Origin of the sequence: Amycolatopsis sp. NPDC051758, from assembly GCF_044453095.1 — a bacterium.
Classification (GTDB): Bacteria; Actinomycetota; Actinomycetes; order Mycobacteriales; family Pseudonocardiaceae; genus Amycolatopsis.
In genome coordinates, this window is the sequence record NZ_JBITCJ010000002.1 from 1,245,035 (window position 1) to 1,261,424 (window position 16,390).

The 16,390-nt window shown below is 70.8% G+C and carries 13 protein-coding genes; 6 read left to right on the top strand and 7 right to left on the bottom strand.

The features are described from left to right. Window positions 1–25 precede the first annotated feature (25 nt). The gene (locus tag ACIA5G_RS14720) at window positions 26–634 is read left to right on the top strand and encodes a TetR/AcrR family transcriptional regulator (protein ID WP_395923385.1); all 609 of its coding nucleotides are present in this window, start codon (window positions 26–28) and stop codon (window positions 632–634) included. Window positions 635–641: 7 nt separating this feature from the next. On the opposite strand, the gene ACIA5G_RS14725 is transcribed toward ACIA5G_RS14720, so the two are convergent. Together ACIA5G_RS14725 and ACIA5G_RS14730 are read right to left on the bottom strand one after the other, a co-directional pair. Then, window positions 642–2,006: a carboxylesterase/lipase family protein gene (locus ACIA5G_RS14725; RefSeq protein WP_395923386.1), complete on the bottom strand. Its 1,365-nt coding sequence runs from the start codon at window positions 2,004–2,006 to the stop codon at window positions 642–644. Window positions 2,007–2,029: 23 nt separating this feature from the next. Further along, complete coding sequence (locus ACIA5G_RS14730) at window positions 2,030–2,935, bottom strand: MBL fold metallo-hydrolase (protein ID WP_395923387.1); 906 nt, start codon at window positions 2,933–2,935, stop codon at window positions 2,030–2,032. A gap of 103 nt (window positions 2,936–3,038) precedes the next feature. Between ACIA5G_RS14730 and ACIA5G_RS14735 the strand changes: the two genes are divergently transcribed. Continuing rightward, window positions 3,039–3,953, top strand: coding sequence for a helix-turn-helix domain-containing protein (locus ACIA5G_RS14735; RefSeq protein WP_395923525.1), 915 nt, complete (start codon window positions 3,039–3,041; stop codon window positions 3,951–3,953). Here ACIA5G_RS14735 and ACIA5G_RS14740 read toward each other — a convergent pair. Further along, on the bottom strand, window positions 3,916–4,839 hold the full coding sequence (locus ACIA5G_RS14740) for a phosphotransferase family protein (RefSeq protein ID WP_395923388.1): 924 nt from the start codon (window positions 4,837–4,839) through the stop codon (window positions 3,916–3,918). The genes ACIA5G_RS14735 and ACIA5G_RS14740 overlap by 38 nt on opposite strands. Window positions 4,840–4,985: 146 nt before the next feature. Between ACIA5G_RS14740 and ACIA5G_RS14745 the strand changes: the two genes are divergently transcribed. The 4 genes from ACIA5G_RS14745 to ACIA5G_RS14760 all read left to right on the top strand — a co-directional run bounded on the left by ACIA5G_RS14745 (window position 4,986) and on the right by ACIA5G_RS14760 (window position 9,609). After that, complete coding sequence (locus ACIA5G_RS14745; RefSeq protein ID WP_395923389.1) at window positions 4,986–6,236, top strand: MFS transporter; 1,251 nt, start codon at window positions 4,986–4,988, stop codon at window positions 6,234–6,236. Between the two features lie 292 nt (window positions 6,237–6,528). Next, window positions 6,529–7,293, top strand: a complete 765-nt coding sequence (locus tag ACIA5G_RS14750; protein WP_395923390.1) for an IclR family transcriptional regulator — start codon at window positions 6,529–6,531, stop codon at window positions 7,291–7,293. A gap of 147 nt (window positions 7,294–7,440) precedes the next feature. Then, window positions 7,441–8,370 (top strand): PDR/VanB family oxidoreductase, encoded by a 930-nt coding sequence (locus ACIA5G_RS14755; RefSeq protein WP_395923526.1) that lies wholly within the window; start codon window positions 7,441–7,443, stop codon window positions 8,368–8,370. Between the two features lie 27 nt (window positions 8,371–8,397). After that, the gene (locus ACIA5G_RS14760; protein ID WP_395923391.1) at window positions 8,398–9,609 is read left to right on the top strand and encodes a cytochrome P450; all 1,212 of its coding nucleotides are present in this window, start codon (window positions 8,398–8,400) and stop codon (window positions 9,607–9,609) included. A 118-nt stretch (window positions 9,610–9,727) separates the two neighbouring features. On the opposite strand, the gene ACIA5G_RS14765 is transcribed toward ACIA5G_RS14760, so the two are convergent. The 4 genes from ACIA5G_RS14765 to ACIA5G_RS14780 form a co-directional block, all read right to left on the bottom strand. Then, a complete protein-coding gene (locus ACIA5G_RS14765) occupies window positions 9,728–10,759 on the bottom strand; it encodes a hypothetical protein (RefSeq protein ID WP_395923392.1) in 1,032 nt (343 codons plus the stop codon). Beyond that, entirely contained in the window at window positions 10,759–11,259 is a 501-nt protein-coding gene (locus ACIA5G_RS14770) for a SigE family RNA polymerase sigma factor (protein WP_395923393.1), read from the bottom strand. Before ACIA5G_RS14770 ends, ACIA5G_RS14765 begins: the two co-directional genes overlap by 1 nt. A 192-nt stretch (window positions 11,260–11,451) precedes the next feature. Next, entirely contained in the window at window positions 11,452–12,297 is an 846-nt protein-coding gene (locus ACIA5G_RS14775; RefSeq protein WP_395923394.1) for a hypothetical protein, read from the bottom strand. Between the two features lie 611 nt (window positions 12,298–12,908). Next, on the bottom strand, window positions 12,909–16,151 hold the full coding sequence (locus ACIA5G_RS14780) for an NACHT domain-containing protein (protein WP_395923395.1): 3,243 nt from the start codon (window positions 16,149–16,151) through the stop codon (window positions 12,909–12,911). Between the last annotated feature and the right edge of the window lie 239 nt (window positions 16,152–16,390).

Consider the following 16,390-nt stretch of genomic DNA (forward strand, 5'->3'; position numbering starts at 1 on the left):
GTACCGAAGGGGTAGGATGGGTGGCATGGACGTCGCCGGGAAGACACCGATCGGCCGGCCGCGGGGGTTCGACGCCGACGCGGCCCTCGAGCGGGCCATGGTCGTCTTCTGGGAACAGGGTTACGAAGGCGCCAGCCTGGCCGACCTGACCAGCGCCATGGGCATCACGAAGACGAGCATGTACGCCGCCTTCGGCAACAAGGAGGACCTGTTCCGCAAGGCCCTGGCGCGCTACGAGGAAGGCCCCGCCGCGTACGTCGCCCGGGCCCTGCAGCAGCCGACCGCGCGCGAGGTGGCAGTGGCGTTCCTCGCCGGCTCGGTCGGGGCGAGCACCCGCCCCGGCTGCCCCTCCGGGTGCCTGGGCGTCCAGGGCTCGCTGGCCGCGGGCGAGGCCGGGCGGACCGCTCGCGACACCCTCACCGCCTGGCGCGACAAGGGCCGCCTGCACCTGCACGACCGGTTCCGGCGAGCCGTCGACGAAGGCGACCTGCCGCCGGACGCCGATCCGGGCCTGCTCGCCCGGTACCTCATGACGGTGGCGAACGGCATCGCCGTCCAAGCCGCCGGCGGCGCCGACCGCGGCGAACTCGAGCAGGTGGCCGAGGTCGCCCTGCGCAACTGGCCACCCGCCTGACCACCGCTCAGCTTCCGAGGATCTCCGCCACGGGCCGGTGCGGGTCGTAGGCGGCCCAGCCCGGATCCCCGGTGCCGGCGAACGCGACCCAGGCGGCGTGCACCCGGGCCGCGAGATCGCCGGGTGCGGGGTCCGCGCCGAGCAGGCCGGAGTCGCCGTGCAGCCAAGGCTTGTCGGCGACGTCGAAGACGAAGGGCAGCTCCACGGTGTGGGCGGCGCCGAGCCGACCGTTGAGGGCCGTCGAGCGATACGCGAACGAGTAGACGTGGGTGCGGCCACCCGAGATCCGTGCGTGGGCCTGCGCCATGCGGGCCGTGCCGGCCCCGAACAGGGCATCCCCGAGCACCGCCGAGCGCGCGGCGATGGCCGGCACGTCCGCCTCCGTGGCGGATTCCGGCTTGCCCTGCGGCATGAGATAGAGGTGCCCCTCTTCGGTGTTGGTGCCGATCAGCAGGTCGACGTCGCGGGCCGGGCCGGCCGCGAGACCGTCGGCGGGCTGGACCGCGAGGACCAAGCTGAACGGGCTGAGGCCGGCCAGCGGGTCCGTGGCGGTTTCGGTTCGCAGGTCCAGTCCGGCCAGCGCGGGCAGGATCTCGAGGAATCGCTCGTCCGGGATCGCGGCGAACGCTTCGGCGCTCGGTTCGACACCCAGCGCGGCGGCCGCCGTGGCGGTGACCCGGTGCGCCTGTTCCGGGGTGAAGGCGCCGGTGCCGCTGCCGCTCTGCATGATCGCCCGCCGGAACAGGCCTTTCGCCTCGGGCGTCGCGAGGAGCGTCCCGACGAGCGTGGCACCCGCGGACTGGCCGAAGATCGTGACGTTGTCCGGGTCACCGCCGAACGCCGCGACCGTGGTGCGCACCCAGCCGAGCGCGGCGAGCACGTCGAGCAGTCCGCGGTTGGCCGGAGCGCCCGCCAGGTCGAGGAAACCGGGGATGCCGAGGCGGTAGTTCACCGTCACGAGGACGATGCCGTCGCGGGCGAACGCGCTGCCGTCGTAGAGCGCGGCGCGGGTCGAGCCGGTGACGAATCCGCCGCCGTGCACGAAGACCATGACCGGACGCCGGCCACGGTCGGCGGCAGGCGTGCGGACGTCGACGGTCAGGTACTCGTCACCCGGCACCCAGCCCGGCCCGAAGTACGGGGTCAGGTCGAGCCGGCCGAAGTCGCGGACCGGCTGGGGAGCTGTCGGCGAAGGTCGGGTGCCGTCGCGGACGCCGGACCAGCCCGGGTGCGGCGCGGGCCCGGCGAAGCGGCCGGCGCCGATCGGTGCCGCCGCGTACGGGATGGCACGGTAGAACTCGCCGAAATCGTCGCGGACACCGCGCACGGCGCCCGCGGCGGTTTCGACGACCGGGTCTGCACCACGGTTCACGGGAACGTTCCTTTCCGGGGATGTCAGGAAATGCGGGAAAAGGCCGCCCACTCCTTGATCGCGAACTTCGACCCGGCGCGCTCGACCTCCGCGGCGCCCTGGCCGCCGAAGTGGGCGGGGAACACGAGCGCGTTGTGCTCGGCGGCGTGCCCGAGCAGCTTGTGCCGGGTGGCGCGGGACTCGGCCGGGTCCTCGCAGAAACAGGAGTTCGTGTCCGGCTCCGCGATCTGCAGCGCGGTGTGCACCAGGTCCCCGACGAACAGGGCCTGCTCGCCGCCGGAATCCAGGGTGAGCACGGACGAGCCGGGCGTGTGCCCGGGAGCGAGCTCGAGCCGCAGGTTCTTGTCGATCCGGTACGTCCCGTCCCACAGGTGGGTCAGGCCGGCCTGGTGGACCGGCGCCACGCTGTCCTCGAAGACGTTCTGGTTCCCCCGGCCGAGAACGGACTCGTTCTTGTTGGCCGGGTCCCAGAATTCGAAGTCGCGCCGCGCCATCAGGTACGTGGCGTTCGGGAACGTCGGCACCCAGGTCCGGCCGTCCAGCCGGGTGTTCCAGCCGACGTGGTCGACGTGCAGGTGTGTGTTGACCACGAGGTCGACGTCCTCGGGCCGGACCCCGGCGGCGGCGAGGTTGTCCAGGTAATTCGTGTCCAGCCGGCTCCACACCGGCGAGTACGGCCGGTCCTTGTGGTTGCCCACACCGGTGTCGACGAGGATCGTGCGCCCCTCGCTGCGCAGCAGCCAGGACTGGATCGCCGAGTGGCACTCGCCGGTCTCGGGGTTCCAGAAGTCGGGCGCCAGCCAGCCGCGGTGCTCGTCCCACGAGCCGGCCGGGCTGTCCGGGAAGAACTCGTCCGGGGTCAGCTCGACCGAGCCGTAGAACTCCTTGATGCGGGTGACGGTGACGTCGCCCAGAATGATCTGCTCCATGGCACCGAGCCTGGACACCCGGGTGCGCCCGAACCACTCCCGCGTTTTCCTACCCCTCCCAGGGGGTGGCAGGGATCGGCGCGTGACGCGGACACTGGAGGGCATGGACGGACCAGGCCCGCTCGGCGACTTCCTGCAGGCCAGACGGGCGCTGCTGCGACCGGACGACGTCGGCCTGCGCGACCTCGGGCCCCGCCGGCGGGTGGCCGGGCTCCGGCGCGAAGAACTGGCTCAGCTGGCGGGCGTCAGCGTTTCGTACTACACGAGGCTGGAGCAGGGGCTGTCCCGCGGCGCCTCGGCCGAGGTGCTCGAGGCGATCGCCCGCGCCCTGCTGCTCGACGAGCACGAGCACGAGCACCTCAACCGGCTCGCCGGTGCCGCCCGCCGCACCACCCTCACCCGCCGCCCCCGGCCCGAGAAACTCGCCGACGAGACGCGGGACCTCCTGCGCGCCGTCGACGGCGTCCCGGCGCTGGTGCTCGGCCGGCGCACGGACGTGCTGGCGTGGAACACCCTCGGGCACGCCCTGCTGGCCGGCCACCTGGACTTCCCCAGCCCGGACGACCCGGCCGGGCGGCCGAACATGAGCCGGCTGGTTTTCCTGGACCCACACTGCCGGGAGCTGTACCCGGACTGGAAGCGCAAGGCCCGCGCGGTGGTCGGCAACCTGCGGATCACCGTCGGCCGGCACCCGCAGGACCCGCTGCTCGCAGAGCTGATCGGCGAACTGACGATGAAGAGCCCGGAGTTCGTCGCCCTCTGGCGCGACCACCGCGTGGCACCCTGCGACGCCGCGTCCTACGACCTGCACCACCCCGTCGTCGGCACGGTGACCGTGACCCAGCAGACACTGTCGATCGCCCGCTCACCGGAGCAGGTGCTGATCGTGTGCACAACCCCCGCCGGCTCCCCCGCCGAGGCGGCACTGGCACTGCTCCGCCAGATGAGCGGCGGCCGGGCGCCTCATGCGGACAACGTCCTCACTCGTCGGCATCGAGCCGGGCCAGCGCACTGCTGAGGAACGCATCCCGGCGCTCCCCGAGAACGTCGGCGTCGAGATCCGGCCGGCCCTGGTCGTGCATAACCGGGACACAGAACGCCATGTCGGCCAGGGTGCAGGTGGCCGCCACGACGTCCCAGTAGGCGAGGTGATCCGCCGGTCGCCCGGTCGCCCGCTGCCACCCCGCCAGCACCTGCTCGGCGGCGGGAAGCCCGAACATCAGGGCGGCGTCGAGGCGCGCTCCGCCGAGGTCGATTCCCGGCGATCCGGCGCCGGCGCAGTCCCAGTCGACCAGGCCCGTGCAGCGATCACCGGACCACAAGGTGTTTCCGTGCCACAGGTCGCCGTGCACAAAAACGGTCGGACCACCAGGCACCGGAAGCCGGTCGAGACGTTCCTCGGCGGCCGTCAGCAACACGGTGGTGCCCTTCTCACGACGGCGGGCCGCGAAGTCCACATCCGCGATCGAGCGGGTCCGCAACGGCAGCGCGTCCCGAGGCGCCAAGGGAACCGACTGCAGCGCGGCCGCCGCGGCCCCCAGACCACGCAGCCGCCCGGCGGCGGCGACCCGCGGGATCCGGCTGTCCCCGGGCAGGACCGTGGTCAGCACCGCCAACGCGCCTGCCTCGGCACCGTCGAGGTCCGTGGCGATCAGCCGTGCCGCGGGCAACCGGTGGTCACCGGCCACCCGCAGCGCCGCCACCTCGGTGCCGAACCGCTGCCGATGATCGGGATCGGCCGGGTCGCCGAGCCGCAGCACGGCCGCCTCGAGCCGACCGGCCGGCTCGAACCGCACCAGCCACGGGTTGGCCCCTTCGCGCAACCCGGTGACGGCGGCCACCCGGACGTCACCTCTCACTGCGCCGGCCGCCCAGCGCAGGGCCTCTTCAGACGGCTCCGACATCGCAATCACACCCCCACGTCGCGTCCGAAACGACGTGGCCAGACTAGCGCGCGAGCCGGCGACTTGTCCGATGTGGACGGTACGAGGCCGCTCACCCTTGCGCAAAGTACTCGCGCCGCCGGGGCTTCTTCGATCACGATGGACCGATGAACACTGCCGCACCGGGTCGACTGCGTTCCTTGGCGGAGCCGCTGACTTCCCCGCAGTCACGCGGGCCGCTGCTCGGTTTCGCCGTCTCGGAGCTCGGCGACGGCGTGACAACGGTCGTCGTGCCGCTGGTCATCTACCAGAAGAGCGGCAGCCTCGGACTGCTCGCCGGGTCCTTCGCCGGACAGCTCTTCCTCGGCAGCGCCTTCGCCGCACTCGGCGGCCCCATCGCCGACCGGTGGAACCGGCTCAACGTGGTCACCGTGACCTTCGTACTCCGGCTGGCACTGGTCCTGTGCCTGGCGGCCATGGCCGGGGCGAACGGACCGCTGTTCGTCCTCGTCGGAGTCCTGGCCGGGTCGCTCGGCTCCTTCAGCAACCCCTCCGGCGAAGCGCTCGTCCGCGAGCGGATGCGCCACAACCCTCAGTCGATCGCCGCCGCGAGACGCGCGACCCGCCTGCTGTCGTCGATCCTGGGCCCGGCCGTCGGAGCGACCCTGATCGGTGTGGGCGGCGTGCGAGTCGGCCTGCTGGTCGACGCAGGCACGTTCGTCGTGGGGCTGGCGCTCCTGCTGACGGCGAGGAGAGCCGTGCCGGCGGGCCTGCCGGCCAAGGCACACCCACCAAAAGCGACACCGCCCGGATTCCGTGAGTTCTTCGCGCTGGCGCGCGCGAGCGACGTGGTCGTGCCACGCATCGTCTCGGACATGTTCGCCAGCGTCGCGGTCGCCTTGACCATCACGCTGGCCGTGCCCTACCTGGCATCACTCGCCGACGCGCCGAAGGGCGCGTATGGCTGGGCCCTGTCCGCCTATTCGATCGGCGCCATGGCCGGGGTGACCGTGGCGGGTCTAGTCCGATGGCGGATGCGGACCACCTCACTCCTGATCCGCGCCAACGTGGTCTACGGCCTCTGTAGCGCGCTCGCCCTGCTCGGCGGACTGTGGTGGATGCTGCCGCTCAGCTGGCTGCTGTGGGGCATCAGCTACGGGCCGGAGAGCGTCGTGGCGGACGCGCGCATCACGGCCGAGCTGCCCCCCGACACCTTGGGCCGGATCTACGGCTTCTCCACCGTGATGGCGAAGATCGCCTCCGGCACCGGGTTCCTGCTCGCCGGGCTGCTGGGCCGGTTCGTCAGCCCGGGAGATCTGATCCTCTGGACGGCACTGACCTACTCCGTGCTGGCTCCTTTGGTGCTGCTGCTCGTGTCCCGCATCCGGCCTTCCGGCCGGTCGGGACCGAGTGCGTGATGAGCGCACCGGCGCCGAGCACGTCCGAGGCGGTGAGCAGGGTCAGCGGTCGGTAGTGGTGGCAAGCGCGATGCGCAGGGTCGTCTCCTCCCCCGCCCCGGCGAGGCTGTCCAGGCCACTGTCCACAGTGCGGTGATCCGGTTCCGGCGACAGCCGGCCCACCTGGGATCAGCTGGCATTTCGCCGTACCGTCGGCGTCATGGACAACGAGGTCGGCAGGTTGAGGTGCCGGGTTGGAATCCGGTGATGCCGGGTGAGGACACAGAACGGTGAATCGGTTCTGGCAAGGGCTGTGCGCATCTTCGAGGCGTTCACGTCCGACGAGCCGATCCTGACGGTCTCGGAGATCTCCCGGCGTACGGGGCTGCACGTGGCGACCGCGTCACGGCTGGTGGCCGAGCTGGTCTCGTACGGGTTCCTCACCCGGGACGACGACCGCAGGGTCCGTGTCGGCACGCGGTTGTGGGAGTTGGCGACGCGGGCCTCGCCCACGCTGACGCTGCGTAACGCGGCCATGCCGTTCATGGAGGGCGTCCACGACATCGTCGGCCACCACGTGCAGCTCGGTGTGCTGGACGGCGACGAGGTGCTGTTCCTGGAGCGGCTGACGGCGCCGGGAGCTGTCATCAACTACACCCATATCGCGGGCCGTCTTCCACTGCACGTCTCCTCCAGTGGGCTGGTCCTCCTTGCTCACGGCTCGGTCGATCTGCGCCGGCGGGTGATTGACGCGACCCTGCACAGTTACACCCCGGACACTCCCGCCACTGCCGCGCGGCTGCGGGGCGTGCTGGCCGACGTCCGTCGGCAGGGGTACGCGTACTGCCCGGGGTATGTGCATCCGGATGCGCTGGGGATCGCGGCGCCGGTGCGCGACGCGCGCGGTGAGGTGGTGGCCGCGTTGGCGGTGATCGTCCCCAATGAGGCCGGGGCGACGTCTGTCGTGCCGGTGGTCCGGACCGCGGCGCGCGGTGTCTCCCGGGCTCTGGGGGCTCCGGACGCCGTGGGACAGCGCCGGGACCCGGGTGGCAGCGGAAGTTCTTCTCTCATTGGTTGAGAAAGTCGTCGCGACCGTCCGTCGTCGCCCCGCATTCTGCCGGCAACCCAAGTGACGGGAGGCGACAGCGTGGTCGGCACCAACGTGGTTGCGGATGCCTCGTCCGGCGTCGGTACCGGAAGGTCGGCGCGGGGCAACGCGGCGACTCTGACGGTCTCCGTCAAGAAGGAGATCGCCGAGGGGATCGTGTTGCTCACCCTCGCCCATCCGAGTGGTGCCCGGCTGCCGGACTGGACGCCGGGCTCCCACATCGACCTGGTACTGCCGAACGGGACGACCCGGCAGTACTCCCTGTGCGGCGACCGGTGGGACGCGCACACCTACCGGATCGCCGTGCTGAGGGAGCCCACGGGCCGGGGCGGGTCCGCTCATGTGCACGACCGGTTGAAGCCGGGCAACCGGGTAGGTGTCGGCGGCCCGCGCAACCACTTCCCCCTGGTGCCGTCGGAGAAGTACCTCTTCATCGCCGGTGGCATCGGGATCACCCCGCTCCTGCCCATGGTGCGCCAGGCCGATCTGCTCGGTGCGGACTGGCAGTTGTTGTACGGAGGCCGGTCCCGGGCGTCGATGGCCTTTCGTGAGGAGCTGACGCAGGCCTACGGCGGGCGGGTGCACGTCGTGCCGCAGGACGAACTCGGGCTGCTGGATCTCGCGGCCTGGCTGGGCATCCCGGACGCTGATACCAAGGTGTACTGCTGCGGCCCCGCTCCGCTGCTCGCGGCGGTCGAAGCGGCCTGCGCCACGTGGCCGCGGTACACCCTGCGGGTGGAGCGGTTCACCACCGCCGCGCACACCGCGCCGGCGCGAGAGGCGGCCTTCGACGTCGAGCTGCGGCGTACGGGACGCACGGTCACCGTCACTCCGGAGGTCTCGGTGCTGACGGCGGTTCGGGCGGCGGGCGCAGACGTGCTGTCCTCCTGCGAGCAGGGCACCTGCGGAACGTGTCTGACGCCGGTGCTCGAGGGCCGGCCGGACCACCGGGATTCGGTGCTGGCCGAGCATGAACGGGCGGCGAACGACTGCATGTTCCCGTGTGTGTCGCGCTCCTGTGGCGACCGCCTCGTACTGGATCTGTGAGACCTCTGCATTTCCCGAGGAGCCGTGATGACCGAGGCGCTGGAGCACGCGCTTGTGCCGCCCGTCAGTGACGCTGACCCCTTCGACCCCGAAGTCCTCCTGGACCCCGGGCCGCTGCACCAGGCCTTGCGCGAGGCCGGTCCGGTTGTGTACCTCTCGCGCTACGACGTCCACGCGCTGGCCCGCCACGAGCAGGTGCACGCCGCTTTGGTGGACTGGCAGCGCTTCGAGTCGGGCGCGGGCGTGGGCCTGGCCAACTTCCGTCACGAGAAGTCGTGGCGTCCGCCGAGCGCACTGCTGGAGGCCGACCCGCCCTTGCACGACGCCCCGCGCCGGGTGCTGCGCGAGATTCTGGCCCCACCCGCCCTGCGTCGCCTGCGCACGACGTGGGCCGCGACCGCCGAGGAACTCGTCGACCAGGTTCTCGCCGAGGCAACCGAGTTCGACGCCTTCACCGCTCTGGCGGAGGCGTTCCCGCTACGGGCGTTTCCGGACGCGGTGGGTCTGGGCCCCGATGGCCGGGAGAACCTCCTGCCGTACGGCAACATGGCCTTCAACTCCTTCGGTCCGCGCAACGACCTCGTCACGGCGGACGCCCACCGGGTGGCCGAGCTGTCGGCATGGGTGAACCTCCACTGTGCACGGGAGGCACTGAGCGAGGACGGTTTCGGCGCGCAGATCTGGGCCGCCGCCGACCGTGGCGATCTGACCTGCGAACAGGCCCCGTTGGTGGTTCGTTCCCTGCTCACCGCCGGCGTCGACACCACCGTGCACGGCCTGGCGGCCTGCCTGTACGCCGTCGCCACCCATCCTGAGGAGTGGCAACGACTGCGGCAGCGGCCGGAGTTGACGCGGACTGCGTTCGACGAGGCGGTCCGCTGGCAGTCACCGGTGCAGACCTTCTTCCGCACCGCCACCACCGACGTCACCATTGCCGGCACGGTCATCCCGGCGGACACGAAGATCCTCATGTTCCTCGGCGCGGCCAACCGCGATCCACGTCGCTGGCCCGACCCCGACCGCTTCGACCTCACCCGCGACCCGTCCGGCCACGTCGGCTTCGGTATGGGCATCCACCAGTGCGTCGGCCAGCACGTCGCTCGCCTGGAGGCCGAAGCTTTGCTGACTGCACTGGCCTGCCGCGTCGAGCGGATCGAACTCGCCGGCACACCGCGCCGGCACCCCAACAACACCCTGCGTTCCTGGGAGTCCCTGCCATTGCGCGTGAAGAAAGGTTAGTGACTGAACACAAGCCCTGCATCGTGTCCGCCTCCGAACACCGGCCAGAGGCGGTACCGGGAGCGGGCCGCCGACCGTGGGTCCTCCTCGGTCACGTCCGAAGAGGACCCACGGAACCTCAGCGGGGCAGCACGAGGTGGTCGGCGATGGCGTACAGCTCCGCCTGCGCGCTGGAGCCCGCGATGGCGATCGGCGCGTCGTGGACGGCCTTGAGGATCCAGAGCGTGCGGTAACCGTCCTCGTCCAGGTAGCGGGTCGCGTGTCCCTGGACCGGTTCTCCCGCGGTGCCGCGCACCTGGCCGGCCTCGTCGCTGCGCACCTGGACCAGCGGCCGGGTGCTGCACGTGCCCACCGAGTAGCTCGTGCGCGAACCGCTCGGGCCGCCCTTCTCGACGTCGAACGCGCACATCCGCAGGCCGCCGGGCAGCTTGCCGAGGCCGAACGCCGGGGTGACGGTGGTCTTGCCCGGGAAGGCGACGTTCTCAGCGACGCGGCGGCCCACGTCGGCCAGTTGCTGCGCCGGCGCCGTGCTGCCCGGCTGCGCGGCCACGTTGACGTACAGCGAGCCGCCATCGGGGTGGGTCAGGTACAGCTCATAGCCGCCGGGGCCGTCGGAACGCGAGCTCTCCACGCCGGCCCGCCCGCCGAGGGTGACGGGCTGGCCCGGACCGGACTTGAAGGCGGCCTGCTCGACCGGCACCATCCGCATTTCCTGCACGTCCACGAGCAGGACCTGACGCCCGGACGTGACGGTCAGCATGTACTCGCCGCCGTACACCGGCTTCTCGGGGTTCGCCGCGCTGCCACCGATGTTGATCCGGCGCGCGAGGTAGTCGGCCTTGCCCGGCGGCAGCCAGCCGAGCGAGTAGGGCATGGTCAGCTCCGCGATGGCCGCCTCGGCCGGCGCCGCGACGGCGGCCGGACCGGCGCCCGTGGTCACCTGGTTGTCGTGCGCGGGCCGGTTCAGCGCGACGACGGCGACCGCGGCCAGGACGAGCAGGACCACCCCGGCGCCGGCCGCGAGCGGACGGCTCACCACGGCACGCTTACGGTCGAGTCGCTGACGCGTGGCCGCCAGCACCTGGTCGCTGTCGGGGGCGTCGTGCTCGTGGGCGGTGAAGGTGTCCTTGATCAGGTTCTCGATGTCCATCAGCTCTCCTTCACCTGGGCCATCCGGTCGATGGTCAGGCCGTGTCGCAGGGTCGTCAGGGCTTTGCGGGCGTGAGCCCGCACGGTGGCCTGGGCGCAGCCGAGCAGGTCGGCGATGTCGGCGTCGGCGAGCTGCTCGTAGTACCGGAGCACCACGACCGCGCGCTGGCGCCGGGGCAACCGCGCCAGGCGCTGCCACATGTCCTCGCGTGCCGCGTGGTCCGACGCGAAGTCATCCGGCCGCGCCTCGTCCGGCGGGTCGCCCACGGCGATCAGCCGCGCCGACCGGCTGCGCCGCCAGGACAGGTAGTCGTTGGTCACCATCCGCAGGACATAACGGTCGGGGTGCTCGGCGTCGCTGATCCGCGACCACCGTCGGTACACCTTGACCAGCACGTCCTGCACCAGGTCAGCGGCCTGTTCCCGATCCCCGGCCAGCATCGTCGCGTAGCGCAGCAACCGCGGCAGGTGCGCCCGGACGAAGTCCTCGTAGTCAGCCATCACTATGAAGACTGCCGCCGCACGCGATCCGTGTACCTCCACGCGGAACTTTCTTGCGAATCCGCGCACGACGAAGGGCGCCGACGGTCGAGACGACCACCGCGATCAGGCCGAAGCCCGCCCCGCGTCGAAACCGCAGTGGGAGCACGCCCGGATCGGGCGTGCTCCCACTGTGCCTGTCCAGCTTGGTGCCTACTTGGCGCAGAAGATCGTCGCCTCCTCGATCCAAGAATTGCCTATCGGCCCCACCGAAGACTGGGAAACGAAGTGGGCGGCGTTGGGTGCAACCGTCCGGTTCGGCTCGATGATCTGCAGGTGTGTGCCCGGCGTTGCCGTGCCGCCGGCGAGACCGGTGAGGTGCATCCCGGACGGACAGGTCGGGTCGTTCGGGGTCGAGGTCACGCTCGACCCGTTCGTGACGAACCAGATCTTGAACTGCTGGAAGTCACCGAACTCGATCGGCTGCGCGCACACCGTGTAGCTGGTGACGGTGTAGGTGCCGGCGAACCCGTCGTCGTCCTCCTGGGCCGAGGCGGCGCTTCCCGTCGGGAAATCTCCGCTCGAGTTGGTGAAGAAACTCAGGTTCACCTGCCCGTTGCCATGATCGATCTTGCCACCGACACCGATCACGGTCCCCAACCTGCAACGCGACACAGCCTGGTCGTTTTCGGTCGACGTCGGTAAGTTCGTATGTGTCTCGATCTGCACGTTCAGCGCGGCCGGGACCGCAGCGCAGAACGGGAACACCTGGAAACCCCAGGCCACCGAAATGCCGAACTGGTCAGCCGCCACGCTGACCTTCAAGCTGTCCCCGCCCGCGGTGTGGATCGGCTGCAGCTCGGTGATGATCGCGTGGACACCGCCGGCCGTCAGCGCGCCGCCCCCGAGTACCCGCTGACCGGCTGGACAGGGCGCACTGAGGGACTTCGCCGGCAGGTGGTCGGGCAAATAACTGGCAGGAAAGACCTGCGCCGAGATACTGGCCGCCGCTGCCGGCTCGGCTCCCAGTACTTGAACGGCGACGACGGCGAGGCACATGGCCACGACCGGCGCCCACTTCCTCACTAAGCGACTTTGCATGAACACTCCTCAGATCCCAGCGTTCGCCGGCACTGCATCACCGGTGATCGCGGGCATCGGCTCGGTTGACCCGGATACGCCTGGCACCAAACCTTGAGTCAGATCGGGCCGCTGGACATCCGTGCCGGCCACTGATCTGGCGATTCCGTGGCCGCCACGGATACCCTCCGCCGACGCCCTTTGCGATCGGCTGACAGAGCCAAGCCGACGAGGGACAATCCGAACGTGGCCGATCAGGAGGTACCTGCCGAGGTCCGCGACGATGCCTTCCGGAGCGCCGCCGACCGAGATCACCTGGCTGGCCGGCGAGCTCGCCGGAGGCGGCGGACGGCACGCCACGGTCCCCGCGACGACCATCGTCGCGATGAATGCGCCTGATCGTCGTCGCATGTGCCTCTTCTCGATTCGGAAGACCATCCTCGCGCCGCCCGTCTGGAGGGGGCTCGGTAGGACATCCGTAAGCGTGCGACGGCAGGAAGCGGCCATCAGAGCGCGCCGGCGAGCGGGTGCGGGCGGCGCAAGCGACATGTGGATCGCGTGCCAAGCGCTGCCGCACATACTGCGCGCCTTCAGGCGCTGGCGAGCACGATCGTCTCGGTGGCGGGCGTCTGGCTGCTGCGGCGGAGTTCCAGCAGGCTGACCCCCGCCGCGACCCGGCGGAACGCGCCAGCGGAATCGCTGTCCGCCAACGCTTCCGCTTCGACCGCCAGGCACAGTGCCGCAGTGCGGATCGCCGTCGCGTCGCCCGGGGTGAGTTCGCGTTTGCGGCCGAAGACGGGCACCGCGAGTTCTTCCAGCCGGGCCGTCGCTTCGCCGAGCCGGACCGCGGCCGGACCGGCCCCGGTCCCGGCCCGGACGTCTGTGCAGGCGCGCTGGATCTCCGCCACGAGCGAGCCGGGCGGCACGACGTGGTCGGTGGTGTTGATACCCGCGGCGGCCACGAACGCACCCGCGAAAGCAGCCGAGAACCGGTGCCAGTCCCCGGTTTCCCGGTCCTGGGACTCGTGCAACGACTCGGTGAGGGCACCGGCCAGGGCCGGTCCGGTGAGCCGCGTGAAATGCCCGTCGAACTCGGCGAACGGCGCCGGGGCCCGCTCGGCGTCGCGAGCCAGGTCGAGGCCGAGCACGGTGTCCAGTTCCCGTTCCGGTTCCAGTTCGAGAGCCCGGTCGAGAGCCCGGCCCAGGACGTCGGCCAAGCGGCGGGCGTACTCGAAATCCCGGGACAGGGCCAGATCGAGGTCGTGCACCAGGTCGCTTTCCTTGTCCGGTCCGCGATTGCGGGCCCGGTCGAACGAGCGCCCCAGGGAGAGATCCAGCGCCAGCGTGTCGTTCAGCGTGCGAAGCCGGCCGAGATCACGCAGACGTGCCAGGTCGAGAGCTCGCGCGTGCTCGACCTCCCGGCCGACCGCGCGCACCAGGTCGGAAGCGTGCGCCGTCGCCGAGGTGAGCACCCGGACCAGGGCTGGTTCGCCGGCCTGAGCCAGCTCCAACGCGCCGGCCAGCCCCCGGACCAGTTCGCCGGTCAGCTTGTAGGCACGGGCGCTCGCCGCGCCGTGATCAAGATCGAACGAGACGGACCGCAGCAGCACGAGAGACCGGATCACCAGCAGCCTGGCCAGTGTCGTCGCCGAGCCCTGGAGATCCTGGGTGACGTGCTGGACGAGGATCCGGGAGGTGACCGTGTGGGGGTGCGGGTCGTCCTCCGCCGTCCACAGCTCCGGCGCCCCCGGCACGTCCGGCCGCACCCACACGCTGAGGCTGCCGGGCGGCTCGGCGGGCTGACCGAGCGCGCGCCGGACCGCCGGATCCTCGATCTCGGCGCGGCTGGGCAGCCGGTAGACCGGCTCGCCACCGGCGATTTTGTTGACCCACTGGATGAATCCGAGCACGTCGGCCGGTCGCACCCCGACCACCGGACCGCCGGCTCCCGGGACGAACGGCCGCGGATCGTCGGGAGGTTCGGTGCCGGTGTCGGCGAGGAAGAGCCAGTAGATGCCCACGGTGATCGGCTGGACACAGACACGCGCGGTGCCGACGGCGGAGGTGAGATTGCGCAGGTGCCGGTTCACCATCACCCGCGCCATCAGCCTGCGGCGGCGAGGATCGGTGCCGGCGTCGTAACTCGAGTGCAGCAGCCGGTCCAGCCGGTCCCGCAGGGCGGGATCGATCTCACGGGCGTGCTGCGCGCAGTCGAACGCCAGCGCCAGCGCGATGACGCTGCCGGACGCGAGGCAGGCCTCGATGATCGGGTCGGTGTCCGCGCGGGCCGAGTAGAGCAGCGTGCATTCCCGCCACCACTCGTCGTCGACCCGCCCCGGGAGCAGGCCGGCCGGCCCCTTGTCCTGGAGGTGCGCGGCAGCGAGGTATTCCTGGAAAGTGTGGTGGGCGAAGGAGTACAGGCCGTTCTCCCGTTCGACCAGCAGCCCACTGTCGCCGACGCCGCTCAAGAACGTCGCCGCCGTGAGGTCCTTGGAGACCCGGCGCAGCATCGGGTGGAGCGCGGTGAGCACCCCGGAACGTGGGAGGTCCCGTACCCGGCGCTCCATCATGGTGAACGCGAGCTGGCGCAGCAGCAGTTCCATCTGGTCCCCGCCGAGCCCGATCGGCAGCCGCTTGGCGATGTGCCGCCGCCACAACATCACTTCGCAGATCTCGCTGTAGAGCTCGGCCCGGCTTCCGGGCAGCGCGCTGCGGTAGTGGTGCACGTTGGTGATCATGGTCAGCAGCAGCGGGTTCACGGTGAGTTCGCGTAGCACGGCCGAGTTCCTGAGCCGGTCGAGCAGGTCGTCGGCGGCGGAGACGGCGCGTGACTCCAGCTCGCCGGCGTCCACGCCGGTGCTCTGCTGCTGCTCGATCGACCGGTACCACCCGCGCACGAAGCGCGTGACCTGCTCGTCGGTGAACCGCCGCACCTGGAACACCGTGGCGCCGGTGATCGCGGCCGCCCGGTAGCCGTGCGGGCGTGAGGTGATCACGTAGTCGTTCCTGGGGTACTGGCCGATCTGCCGCTCGACCCAGTCCGACACCGAGCGGCGGTCGTCGGGGATCGGCACCTCGTCGAGCCCGTCGAGCAGGATCACGCACGAACCGTCGCGGAGTTTCTGTTCGAACCAGCCCGGAGGCTCGTCCTTCCGATAGCGCCCGAGCGTCCCGCGCTGGAGATCTGCCAGCGTCACTTCCGGAGCGGCCAGGATTTCGGCCGCGTGATCGCGCAGGAACAGGAAGATCGGCACCGTGTGCCGCCGCTTCTCCCCGGTGTGGCAGATCCTGCGGGCCGTGTGGCGCAGCAGGGTTGTCTTGCCGCTCCCCGCCGCGCCGACCACCGCCAGCATGCTCGGGGAAGGCCGGTCGAGCAGTTTTGTCAGCGACGAGAGCTGGTTCAGCTCGGCGGGCACGTCGGCCAGCGGGTCGGACATCACCTGGTGCGGGCTTCGCGGCACCAGCCAGAGCTCCACGAAGACCTCGTCGAGCTGAGGAGTGTAGGGACCGATGGTCGCCAGGCCCTTTTGATCGACGAACCGCAGGGATTCGAGGACGAATTCCCGGTACCGGCGATCGAAACGCGCCAGTTTGCGCCCGAGACTCTGGTCGATCCAGTCGACGAGCTTCGCCTGCCGGCGTTTGAGGAGTTCCGAGCCGATTTTCTGGACGAACGAGAAGGCCGCCAGCACACCTTCGTAAAAGGCCAGCAGGATCACGGCGAGCACGGAATGCTCGTGGACCCAGCCTGCCCAGAGCCCGGCCGCGGCTCCCGGCGGCCCCAGGATCGCCGCCAACCAGCCGAGCTTCCCCAACGCCTTGCCCGCCGGCATGCCGCGTCCCCCTCCCGTGCCCTCCATTCCAGGATACCCGCTGCGCGCCGCCGTGGTGAGGAAATGACCCGTGGGGAGGATTGCCACGAAATAGGGCTGGAACTGATCTCCAGGTGACCGCCTGAATCCGAGCGGTCCGGCGTGCGTCGCCCCGTGAAAACCGCAGCAAAGGGCTTGACTCCTTGGCTTCGCCGTCCCGGTGCGCAGCCCGAATGGTGATCGGGTCGATCAAGGAACGA